We start from the raw sequence: 10,858 nt of genomic DNA, 5'->3' as shown, positions 1-10,858 counted from the left end.
GGCCGCACCCGGGACGGTGGGGCCGCTGGTCGCGCGGGCGATGGCGTTGTCGGACGAGCGGCGGTTCGGCGAGGCCGCCGAGGTGGCGGCTTCCATCCTGGCGGCCTGGCCGGCTGACCCGTACGCGCAGCGCACCGGGGCGGCCCTGCTGAGTGAGGCGCGTAACGGCCAGGACGCACTCAATGCCGCGTGGAACGGGGTACGGCTGACGCCCACCGACGCCGAGGCGCATCTGGTGTTGGCTGTGGTGGCGGCGCGGCTGCGGTTGTTCGACCTGGCGCAGCGGGCGTACGGGGAAGCGCTCGACCTCGACGCCACGATCGGCGACGCGCAGCAGGACGTCGGCGTGGTCCGGCTGGAACGCCGCCGCTGGGCGCTGGCCCTTGAGAGCCTGGCCGACGCCGCCCTGCCCGTTCCGGAGCCGGTCGCCGAGGAGGTGCCGGCCCCGCCGCCGCCTCCGGTCACCCGGCCGGCCGGGCCGGTGCTGGACCGCTCGGCCCTGGTCGCGGACACGTTCCGGCAGGCCGTTCTCTACGGCAGCAACGGGGTGTTGATCGCCGCCGTGCTCGCCGCGGTGATGACCACCGCCAGCACCGGCGTGGCCCGGATGTGGGGCGGGGTCATCGGGGTGGTGGTCGTGGTGGCCGTCGCGGTCTGGCTCACGCGTGCGCTGCCGGTTCCCATCGGTGTTGGTCTCGGTGAGATCCGCGGGGCAGGCCGGCTGGTCGCCGCGGTCTATGCGACGGCGTTGGCACCGCTGGGCCTGGTGGCGTTCGCGGTGCTCGGCGGCGTCATCCCGTTGGTCATCGCGATGCTTGTCGCTGCCGCCGCCGAGCTCGCCGTTCTGACCCAACGCCGTTAAGGACGGCCTGACGCGGGTGAGGCCAGCCTGATGCGGGTGGGGGCAGCCTGATGCGGGTGAGGTCAGCCTGAAGTAGGCGAGGGTGGCCTGATGCCGTTAAGGACGGCCCGATGCGGGTGAGGCCAGCCTGATGCGGGTGGGGGGCAGCCTGATGCGAGTGAGGTCAGCCTGAAGTAGGCGAGGGTGGCCTGATGCCGTTAAGGACGGCCCGATGCCGGTGAGGCCACCCTGATGCGGGTAAGGGCAGCCTGATGCCGGTGAGAGCAGTCCGATGCTGGTGAGGGCGGGTTTCAGGCTGCGGCTCCGAAGAGCGGAGCGGCGCCGGGTTCGGTGGTGGCGAGGGTTGTGCGTACTGCTTTTTCGGCTCGGCCGGTCGTGCCGAGGGCGTCCAGGGCGAGCAGCGCCGCCCCCACAGCCGGCGGCGTGTCCAGGACGCTGACCCGTACCTGTGGAGCTTGCGCCACCGCCCCACGGACCACCTGGTCGTGCAGCACCGGATGCTGCGCCCGGAGGACCCCGCCGCCCAGTACCAGCGCGTGCGGTTCCGCCAGCAGGCCGAGCCGGGTCGCCGCCACCCGGTGCTGGGCCAGGATCTCCGTCACCTGACGGTCGACCAGTTGCCCGGCCACCCGATCCCCCTGTGTGGCGATCTTGAACAGCAGCGGCGTCAGTTCGCGGATCCGGGTCGGGTCCAGCTCGCCCAGGTGCAGGGCGATGCTCACCTCCTCCACAGTCGAGTAGCCGAAGTGGTTTGCGACCGCCTCTGACAGCGACGTCTCGTCGCCGCGGCCGTCTTCGCCTCGGGCGGCCATGCGCAGCGTGTGGTCGGCCAGGTCGTGGCCGCCGCCCCAGTCGCCGGAGATCGGGCCCAGGGCCAGGAACCTTGCCGTGCGTCCGTCGGCGGCCCGGCCCACGCAGTTCGTGCCCGCGCCGCACACGACCGCGATCGCGTCCGGCATCGAGGTGCCCGCGCGCATGAGGGCGAAGCAGTCGTTGTCCACGATGGTCTGCGCGGTCCAGGACTGCGCTTCGATGGCCGTGTGCAGGCGCTGGACCTCGATCGGCAGGTCGGCGCCGGCCAGGTAGACCGCGGCCAGGTCGATCGGCGTTCCCGGGGGCAGTCCGGCATCTGCGCGGGCGGCGGCGATCAGGTCCCGCAGCACCTCGATCGTGCCGGTCAGTCCGAGGATGTGCGGGGAGCTGGTCGGTCCGCGGACGAAGCCGAGGATCTCGCCCTCCGCCGTGCCGAGGACGACGTCCGTTTTGGAGTTGCCGCCGTCCACGGCCAGGTACAGCGGCTTCATCGAGCCCAGGCCAGGTGCTGCGCACCCGCGGCGAGCAGTTTGCCGGTCAGCGCTTCGGCGTCCTCGTGCTGGCCGATCAGGGGGTGGGCGAGCAGGGCGCGGTAGACCCGGTTGCGGCCGCCGCGTACCGCTGCGTCCAGCGCCAGTTCCTCGTACCCGGAGACGTGCGCGACCAGACCGGCCAGGTCCGGGGCCAGGGGGGTGACCGGCAGCGGCACCGGGCCCGGGCGGCCCACCCGGGCCGACACTTCGATCACCGCCTGGTCCGGCAGGAACGGCAGAGTGCCGTTGTTGCGGATGTTGACCGAGTGGACGCCGTCCGGGTCGTGGCCGTGCAGCGCCGCGATCAGGCCCACCGCCGCTTCCGAGTAGTAGGCGCCGCCGCGTTCGCCGAGCAGGGCCGGCTTCTCGACCAGGGCCGGGTCGCGGTACATCTCCATGAGCGTCGCCTCGATCTCCGCGACGCGCTGGCCCCGGGTCTGGGCTCCGCGGGACTGCCGGACGTGCCGGTCGTGTGCGTAGAAGTAGCTGAGGTAGTAGCTCGGCACGTTGCCCAGCGTGGTCAGCACCTCCGGCGGCAGGTCCACCTCTTCGGCCAGTTCGCCCAGGTGGGCCGCCAGCAGTTCCGGAAGCCGGTCGACGCCGTCCACGTAGGCGGCGCGTTCCCAGGTCAGGTGGTTCAGGCCGACGTGGTCCAGGACGACCGCGGCCGGTTCCACGTCGAGCATCCGGGCGAAGCGGCGCTGGAAGCCGATCGCCACGTTGCACAGGCCGACCGCTTTGTGGCCGTCGTCGAGCAGCGCCCGGGTGACGATGCCGACCGGGTTGGTGAAGTCGACGATCCACGCGTCCGGCTTGGCCCGGGCCCGGATCCGGGCAGCCACGTCGAGCACGACCGGCACCGTACGCAGCGCCTTGCCGAGCCCGCCCGCGCCGGTGGTCTCCTGGCCCACGCAGCCGCAGTCCAGCGGGAACGTCTCGTCGCTGATCCGGGCCGCCTGACCACCGACCCGCAGCTGGATGACCGCGACGTCGGCATCGGTGACGCCGGCGTCCAGGTCGGTGGTCCAGGTGACCTTGCCCGGGTGGCCGTAGTGCTGGAAGATCCGCGCCGAGAAGGCGCCGACGATGTCGAGCCGTTCCTGCGCGGGGTCGATCAGCACCAGCTCCGACACCATGGTGCCGAGCCGGGCGAACCCGTCCACCAGCTCCGGCGTGTACGTCGACCCGCCGCCGACGACAGCGATCTTCACCCTTTGACTCCCGTGAGTGTGACGCCCTGGACGAATGCCTTCTGGGCGAAGAAGAACACGACGACGATCGGGACCATGGCCAGCACCGTGGCCGCGGTGACCAGGTTCCAGTCGACGTGATGGACACCGTGGAACGAGGCCAGCCCCAGCGACAGCGTCCAGGCGTGCTCGTTCTCGCTGGTGTAGAGCAGCGGGCCGTAGTAGTCGTTCCAGGCGTAGAAGAACTGGAACAGCGCGGCCGCCGCGATCCCCGGCCGGGCCATCGGCACCACGACCCGCAGGAGGGTGCGCCACTCGCCGCAGCCGTCGACCCGGGCCGCGTCCAGGTAGTCGGTCGGGATGGTGAGCAGGAACTGGCGCAGCAGGAAGATGCAGAACGCGTCGCCGAACAGCATCGGGATGATCAACGGCGCGAGCGAGCCGGTCAGGCCGTACCGGGCCCACATCAGGTAGAGCGGGACGGTCACGACCTGCGGGGGCAGCATCATCACGCAGAGCACGGTCAGGAACATGACGTTGCGGCCGCGGAACCTGAGCTTGGCCAGGGCGTACGCCGCGGGCACGCTGGACAGCAGCATCAGCACCGTGGCGGACACCGCGTAGATGACCGTGTTGAGCAGGTAGCGCGGCAGCGGGGTGATCTCGAAGACCCGTACGTAGTTCTCGAAGTGCCACGTGTTGGGCCAGTAGTCGCTGGTCAGGGCCCGGTTGCTGGTCATCACCGAGATCAGGAACAGGTAGACCACCGGGGTCAGGAACATGATGGCCAGCACGATCGCGATGCTGTGCCGGGCTATCCACGCCAGCCGGTGCTGACGCCGTACCTGTCGGATGGTGGGCGGCGCGGCCGCGGCCGGCCGTTCCAGCAGAGCCGTCATTGTTCCTCCCCGGAGAAGGCCTTGGAGCGGCGCAGCAGGATGACCGTCACGGAGAGCGCGACCACGAACAGCGCGACAGCCATCGCGTTGGCGTAGCCGAGCGCGTTGTAGCGGAAGCCGACCGTGTAGAGCCAGAGCGGATAGGTGAACGTGGAGCCCTCGGGGAAGCCGAACGACGACGAGATGCCGCCGCCGGTCACGGCCTGCCCGCTGGCGATGGACCCGGCCACCGCGGCCTGGTCGAAGTACTGGAGTGTGTAGATCACGCCGGTGACCGTGGCGAACAGGATCACCGGCTGGATGGTCGGCAGGGTGACGTAGCGGAAGCGGTGCCAGGCGTTCGCGCCGTCGAGCGCGGCCGCCTCGTACAGGCTGGCCGGGACGCCCAGCACCGCCGCCAGGAAGATGATCATGATGTCGCCGATGCCCCAGAGGCCGAGCAGCACCAGCGACGGCTTGGACCACTCGGGTGAGTTGAACCAGAGCGGTCCCTCGATGCCGATCCGGGCCAGGAAGTTGTTGACCGGACCCGTGCCCGGCTTGAGCAGGTAGACGAACGCGATGGTGGCGGCCACCGGGGGCGCCAGCGCCGGCAGGTAGAAGATCGTCCGGAAGAAGCCCGCGCCCCGCTTGAGCTGGCTCAGCAGCATGGACAGCCCGATCGCGCTGATGATCCGGACGGGTACGAACACCACGACCATCCACAGCGTGTTACGGATCGACTGGAGCAGGTACGGGTCCTCACCCATCCGCCGGTAGTTCGCCAGCCCGACCCACTCGGGCACGGTGAGCAGGTCGAACTTGGTGAACGAGAAGTACACGGCGCTGAGCAGCGGGTAGATGAAGAACACCACGATGCCGATCAGCGCGGGGGCGAGGAACGACCAGGCGGTCAGGTTCCGGCGCAGGCGCATGGCTCAGCCGCCCAGGGTCATCACGCTGTTGATCTGCTTGTCCGCGTCGGCCAGCCCGGCGTCCAGGTCCTTGACCTTGCCCGACTGCCAGTTCGTGGCGAAGGTGCCGAAGGTCTCCTGGTACGCGGGCCCGGACGCGGCCGGCGGCGAGGTCAGCGAGTTCGGGTTGGCGAAGATGTCCATGAACGCCTTGAACTCGGGCTCGACCTGCAGTCCCGGATCGCTGATGGCGCCGGTGGTGGTCGGTACGTTCTTCAGCGAGTTGGCCAGCTTGACGATGGCCTTGTCGTCGGTGGTCAGGTACTTGATGAGCTCCCAGGCCGCCTCGGGGTTCTTGGCGTTCTTCGAGATGCCCATGATGTTGCCGGTGACGTAGCCGCCGCCGTACCGGGCCGGGTCGCTGACCGGGATCGGCGCGACGCCGTACTTGAGGTTCGGCGCCTGGTCCTTGAGGAACGCCAGCCGGTACTCGGCGTCGACGTTGATCGCCACCTGACCCTTCTGGAAGGCGTTGTCCGCGCTGAACTCGTCACCCAGGCCGGCCCGGAACTTCTGCAGGTTCTCGTAGCCGTACCAGTCGACCAGGCTCTTCTGCCAGGTCATCAGGGTCTTCCAGGCCGGGTCGGCACCGACCGCCGACTTGCCGTCGGGGGTGAGCCACTTCGCGCCGACGGCCGGGGCCAGGTGCGCGGCGGCGTTCTCGTAGAAGTCGAAGAGCGGCAGGAAGCCGACCGTCTTCAGCGAGCCGTCCTTGTTCTTGACCGTGAGCTTCTTGGCGTCCTCGGTGAGCTCGTCGAGGGTCTTGGGTGGCCCGGCGATGCCCGCCTTGGCGAACATGTCCTTGTTGTAGTAGATGCCGTACGCGTCGGCCAGGAACGGCATCGCGCAACGCTTGCCGTCGAACTCGGTGTACGAGCGCGTGGTCTCGTTCAGCCGGTTCAGGTCCACATTGTCCCGCTTGATGTACGGCGCCAGGTCCACCCAGGCCCCGGACGAGCAGAACTTGCCCACGATGTCGGTGGAGTACGAGAGCCCGATGTCCGGCCCGTTGCCGGCCCCGATGGCCTGGGTCATCTTCGAGTCGTCCTGCCCCGGCTTCACCGTCACCTTGATGTTCGGGTGGGTGGCGGTGAAGTCCTTGATCACCGTGTCGATGGCGGCGGCCTCGCGCTCGGTGAAGAAGTGCCACAGCTCGACCGTGCCGGACACCTCCGTACCCGGGTCGGCGATCTTCTGTTCCTTGGCGGCGGGGGTGCAGGCAGCGGTCAGCAGCAGAGCCGCAGCGGCGGCGACGATCGATTTTTGGGCATGAGGTATCCGCTTGTTCACTTCGAGGGGTCCTCTCAGGGGTGGTGCGGCAGGGGGATCAGGCTTGGTTGTCGCGGATCGAGGCGATCAGCGCCTCGCGGACGGCGGTGAGCCCGGCGTCGAGGGCGCCGAGCAGGACCGCGTCGTCGTCGATGGTGGTGACGGCGATGGTGCTCTCCAGCGGGGCGGCCCGGCGCAGGGCGCCCTTGACCGCGGTGAGCAGCGTCTGGCCGCCGGCCTGGGCGACCGGGCCGGCCAGCACGACGAGCGAGGGGTCGAGCACGGCGATCACGGCGGCCAGGCCGACCGCGATCCGGTCGGCCAGGTGGGTGAAGAACTCGCCGGAGGCGTCCGGGGCGGCGGCCGCGGCGGCGACGATCTCGTACGGGGTGCCGCCGGAGACGCCGTGGTCCTGGCCGAGGGCGAGGATGGCCGCGCCGCCGAACAGGTCCTGAAGGTCGACCTTGCGATGGGTGGAATCCGGTGAGTAGAGCGGCATGTAGCCGATCTCGCCCGCACCACCGCGCGCACCGCGGATCAGCGTGCCGGCGATGTCGATGGCCAGACCGAGGCCTTCCTGGCCGAGCCAGAGCAGCGCGAAGCCGTCGACCTCGCGGGCCACGCCCCGGCGCCGCTCGGCCACCGCGGCCAGGTTGACGTCGTTGTCGACGCCGACGTGGGTGCCCAGCGCCGCGGCGATCTCCGGGACCAGGCCGGCCCGGCCGAGGCCCGGCACGTCCACGTGCCGGATCGTCGCCGCGCCGACGTCGTACGAGCCGGGCACGCCGAGCTGCACGTGGTGGACCCGATCGGCCGGGACGCCGGCCGCACGGCTCAGTTCGGCGACGACGTCCACCAGCGCGGTACGGGGATCGGTCTGCAGGAAGTCGACCGGGGTGGCAATCCGGGCCCGGACAGCGCCGGTCAGATCGCAGAGTGCGGCCTCGACCGACGGTGCCCCGCTGGCACCGATGTCGCGGACCGACACGGCGGCGGCGTACGCTGCGTCCGGATTGGCGGCATAGATCTCCGCGTTCGGCCCCGGGCGGCCGCTGTTGTAGCCGACGACGGTCACCAGGCCGGCGTCGGTGAGCCGGCGCAGCACCTCGGAGATGGTCGGGGTGGAGAGCGCGGTCAGCCGGCGCAGATCGGCCCGGGTGAGCCGGCCCGGCTCGAGCAGGTGGGCGAGCGCCGCGCTCTCGTTCATGGCGCGCAGCAGCTTGGACGATCCCGCCAGTCGCGGCACGGAGCCCCCTCGGTTGATTGGCAAACCAGCTAACAATTAGCTGGACCGTAGGGCTGCCGCTGTTGAGCTGTCAATACTTCGTCGCGCTGCGTTTCCCCCAGGCGGCAAGTCGGCCCGGTGAATCAGCCCTGGAGCGGGCAAAAGCGATTAATCGACGGGGATTGATTAATCAACTTAACTGACCTAGCGTGACCACTCATCGCCTCGGCGACGGGCACCCCCAACGCCCGTCATCGATGGCTCAACCCTGCGCGCCCACCCGCCTCCACCCCCACGAGGAGCGCCATGACCATCCCCTCACGACCGCACCGCCGCAAGAAGCTGATCGCGTACGCCCTCGGCGGTGTGCTGATCCCCGCGGCCGGCATCGCCTACAGCCTCATGCCGGCCAGCGCGGCGACCGCGGGAGCCATCAAGGGCCTCGGCGGCAAATGTGTCGACGTCGCCGCCGCCAACAGTGCGAACGGAACCGCCGTGCAGCTCTACGACTGCAACAGCACCGGCGCTCAGACCTGGAGCGTCGGCAACACCGACAACACGATCCGGGCGCTGGGCAAGTGCCTCGACGTGGCCGCCGCCGGCACGGCCAGCGGGACCAAGATCCAGATCTACGACTGCAACGGTACGGCCGCTCAGAAGTGGACCGCGGGCACCGCCGGCACACTCATCAACACCGGCTCGGGTAAGTGTCTCGACGTGCCCGACAACAACTCCGCGAACGGCAACCGGCTGCAGATCTGGACCTGCGGCACCGGCGCCAACCAGAAGTGGACCCTGCCCGGCGGCACCACCACGCCGACCACGCCACCCACCACGACCCCGCCGAACAGCGGCGTCGGCCTGGACAACCCGGCCAAGAAGGACGTGGCGATGCAGATCGTCTCGGCCGCCGAGAACTCCTCGCTCAACTGGCGTGCCCAGTTCTCCTACATCGAGGACATCAAGGACGGCCGGGGCTACACCGCCGGGATCATCGGCTTCTGCTCCGGCACCGGCGACATGCTGGAGCTCGTCGAGGCGTACACGGCCACCAAGCCGGGCAACGTGCTGGCCAAGTACCTGCCGGCGCTGCGCAACGTCAACGGGACCTCGTCGCACTCCGGGCTGGACCCGAACTTCACCCGGGACTGGAAGACCGCGGCAGCCGACCCGGTGTTCCAGGCCGCGCAGGAATCCGAGCGGGACCGGGTGTACTTCAACCCGTCCGTGCGTGACGGCAAGTCCGACGGGGTCCGGGCCCTGGGTCAGTTCGCCTACTACGACGCCTCGGTGGTGCACGGCTACGAGGGCATGCGGTCCATCCGCAGCCGGGCGCTGAAGCTGGCCAAGCCGCCGTCGCAGGGCGGCAACGAGACCACGTGGCTGAACGCGTTCCTCGACGAGCGTGTCGTGGAGATGAAGAAAGAAGAAGCGCACTCCGACGTCACCCGTATCGACACCGCCCAGCGTGTGTTCCTGCGCAACGGCAACTTCGACCTGAACACCCCGCTCGACTTCGCCGTCTACGGCGACAGCTTCCACATCGGATAGTCGACCACTCCGGGGAAAGGAAGGCGGGGGAGCCACAAGCTCCCCCGCCTTTTCTCACCTGTTCCAGGTCCAGGCGTACGCAGTGTCCTCGACGGACAGTGCGGCGTCGCACAGGTCCAGGGGGCGGAAGGTGTCGACCATGACGGCGAGCTCGTCGAAGGCCTCGGCGCCGATCGCGCGTTCCACCGCGCCCGGCTGGGGGCCGTGCGTGAAGCCCGACGGGTGCAATGAGATCGAGCCCTGCTCGATGCCCGAACCGCGGCGGGCCTCGTAGTTGCCGCCGGTGTAGAACATCATCTCGTCCGAGTCGACGTTGTGGTGGTTGTACGGCACCGGGATCGCCAGCGGGTGGTAGTCGACCTTGCGCGGGACGAACGAGCACACCACGAAGTTCGGCCCCTCGAACGTCTGGTGCACCGGCGGCGGCTGGTGCACGCGCCCGGTGATCGGCTCGAAGTCGTGGATCGAGAACGCCCACGGGTACAGGCAGCCGTCCCAGCCGACCACGTCGAACGGGTGGTGGGCGTACACGTGCCGGGTCCAGCCCGCGCGGTGCTTGACGTACACCTCGACGTCGGTGCCCTCGGCCTGCAGCGGCTCGTCCGGGCCGCGGACGTCGCGCTCGCAGTACGGCGAGTGCTCCAGGAACTGCCCGCGCACCGACAGGTAGCGCTTCGGCGGCCCGATGTGCCCGGTCGCCTCGATGGTCAGCATCCGCACCTGGCCGTCCGGCACGATCCGGTGCACCACCGAGGTCGGGATGATCACGTAGTCGCCGGCCCCGACCCGCAGCGCACCGAAGGTCGTCTCGATCGTGGCGGCGCCCTCCTCGACGTACAGGCATTCGTCGCCTACGGCGTCCCGGTAGAGCGGTGACGGACGGTCGGCGACCACGTAGCCGATCCGGACGTCGCCGTTGGCCAGCAGCGGGCGGCGGCCCAGGACCGCGTCGCCCGGGCCGGCATCGAGCTTGTGGGTACGCAGGTGGCGCGGCTTGAGCGGCAGATTCGGCGACTGGCTCGTGGCCGGTGGCTCGTGCACCTCCGCCGAGCTGATCGCCGTCGGCGCGTACCGGTGATAGAGCAGGGACGAGTCGGAGGAGAAGCCCTCCTGGCCCATCAACTCCTCCGCGTAGAGTCCGCCGTCCGGCCGGCGGAACTGGGTGTGCCGCTTACGAGGGATCTCCCCGACGCTGCGGTAGTACGGCATCGTTGCCACCACCCCTAGAAAACTGACATTACGGACGGTGTTGTCCGCCTCTCGAAGCGTCCATTAGGTTCAGTTTCGTGTCAACGCTGGTGCCGCCGCTGTTCGCAGGACTCGTCGATGACGCGTCCCTGCTGCCGCCGGGCATCATCGGGACCCCGGAGGCGCTCGCAGCCCATACCAAACACCGCGACTCCTGGTATTCGGGACTGATCGGGGCATTGCTCGTACCGTCGTCGCTCGTCAAGCTTGATCTCTCCCCGCGCGGCCTCGCCGTCGGCGTCGTCAACGACGCCGCGATCGGCGCCTCCGCGCAGGCGATCAACCAGCGGATCGAGGCGCTGGGGACCAACACCA

The 10,858-nt window shown here is 69.6% G+C and carries 9 protein-coding genes and 1 pseudogene; 3 read left to right on the top strand and 7 right to left on the bottom strand.

Annotated features, from left to right (window positions below; all coding sequences use genetic code 11):
• Window positions 1-862: hypothetical protein (locus AB0C29_RS17295; protein ID WP_360821239.1), on the top strand; the 862-nt coding region annotated here is incomplete at its 5' end.
• Between the two features lie 290 nt (window positions 863-1,152).
• On the opposite strand, the gene AB0C29_RS17290 is transcribed toward AB0C29_RS17295, so the two are convergent.
• Genes AB0C29_RS17290 through AB0C29_RS17265 form a run of 6 tightly spaced genes read right to left on the bottom strand, consistent with a single transcriptional unit; the run spans window position 1,153 to window position 7,765 of the window.
• Window positions 1,153-2,166: a BadF/BadG/BcrA/BcrD ATPase family protein gene (locus AB0C29_RS17290; RefSeq protein WP_360821237.1), complete on the bottom strand. Its 1,014-nt coding sequence runs from the start codon at window positions 2,164-2,166 to the stop codon at window positions 1,153-1,155.
• On the bottom strand, window positions 2,163-3,419 hold the full coding sequence (locus AB0C29_RS17285; RefSeq protein WP_360821235.1) for a 6-phospho-beta-glucosidase: 1,257 nt from the start codon (window positions 3,417-3,419) through the stop codon (window positions 2,163-2,165). The genes AB0C29_RS17290 and AB0C29_RS17285 overlap by 4 nt, the downstream gene beginning before the upstream one ends.
• On the bottom strand, window positions 3,416-4,297 hold the full coding sequence (locus AB0C29_RS17280) for a carbohydrate ABC transporter permease (protein ID WP_360821233.1): 882 nt from the start codon (window positions 4,295-4,297) through the stop codon (window positions 3,416-3,418). Before AB0C29_RS17280 ends, AB0C29_RS17285 begins: the two co-directional genes overlap by 4 nt.
• Entirely contained in the window at window positions 4,294-5,211 is a 918-nt protein-coding gene (locus tag AB0C29_RS17275) for a sugar ABC transporter permease (protein WP_360821231.1), read from the bottom strand. The genes AB0C29_RS17280 and AB0C29_RS17275 overlap by 4 nt, the downstream gene beginning before the upstream one ends.
• A gap of 3 nt (window positions 5,212-5,214) precedes the next feature.
• Entirely contained in the window at window positions 5,215-6,540 is a 1,326-nt protein-coding gene (locus AB0C29_RS17270) for an ABC transporter substrate-binding protein (RefSeq protein ID WP_360821229.1), read from the bottom strand.
• A gap of 37 nt (window positions 6,541-6,577) precedes the next feature.
• The gene (locus AB0C29_RS17265; protein WP_360821227.1) at window positions 6,578-7,765 is read right to left on the bottom strand and encodes an ROK family transcriptional regulator; all 1,188 of its coding nucleotides are present in this window, start codon (window positions 7,763-7,765) and stop codon (window positions 6,578-6,580) included.
• 285 nt (window positions 7,766-8,050) lie between these two features.
• On the opposite strand from AB0C29_RS17265, the gene AB0C29_RS17260 reads away from it, so the two are divergent.
• Window positions 8,051-9,295, top strand: coding sequence for a chitosanase (locus tag AB0C29_RS17260; protein WP_360821226.1), 1,245 nt, complete (start codon window positions 8,051-8,053; stop codon window positions 9,293-9,295).
• 54 nt (window positions 9,296-9,349) lie between these two features.
• Here AB0C29_RS17260 and AB0C29_RS17255 read toward each other — a convergent pair whose 3' ends face one another.
• Window positions 9,350-10,504 carry a homogentisate 1,2-dioxygenase gene (locus AB0C29_RS17255; RefSeq protein ID WP_360821224.1) on the bottom strand — a complete coding sequence of 385 codons (1,155 nt, stop codon included), beginning with the start codon at window positions 10,502-10,504 and terminating at the stop codon, window positions 9,350-9,352.
• Window positions 10,505-10,581: 77 nt separating this feature from the next.
• On the opposite strand from AB0C29_RS17255, the pseudogene AB0C29_RS17250 reads away from it, so the two are divergent.
• A pseudogene (locus AB0C29_RS17250) lies at window positions 10,582-10,858 on the top strand (hypothetical protein); the annotation flags it as partial.

The organism is Actinoplanes sp. NPDC048791, from assembly GCF_040650095.1.
GTDB lineage: Bacteria > Actinomycetota > Actinomycetes > Mycobacteriales > Micromonosporaceae > Actinoplanes.
Note: the sequence above shows the minus strand (reverse complement) of the source record. Positions and strands in the feature narration are given on the sequence as shown.

Coding starts and splice junctions, on each gene's coding strand:
- AB0C29_RS17290 (WP_360821237.1), bottom strand. CDS start 2,166: ATGAAGCCGCTGTACCTGGCCGTGGACGGCGGCAACTCCAAAACGGAC.
- AB0C29_RS17280 (WP_360821233.1), bottom strand. CDS start 4,297: ATGACGGCTCTGCTGGAACGGCCGGCCGCGGCCGCGCCGCCCACCATC.
- AB0C29_RS17275 (WP_360821231.1), bottom strand. CDS start 5,211: ATGCGCCTGCGCCGGAACCTGACCGCCTGGTCGTTCCTCGCCCCCGCG.
- AB0C29_RS17260 (WP_360821226.1), top strand. CDS start 8,051: ATGACCATCCCCTCACGACCGCACCGCCGCAAGAAGCTGATCGCGTAC.
- AB0C29_RS17255 (WP_360821224.1), bottom strand. CDS start 10,504: ATGCCGTACTACCGCAGCGTCGGGGAGATCCCTCGTAAGCGGCACACC.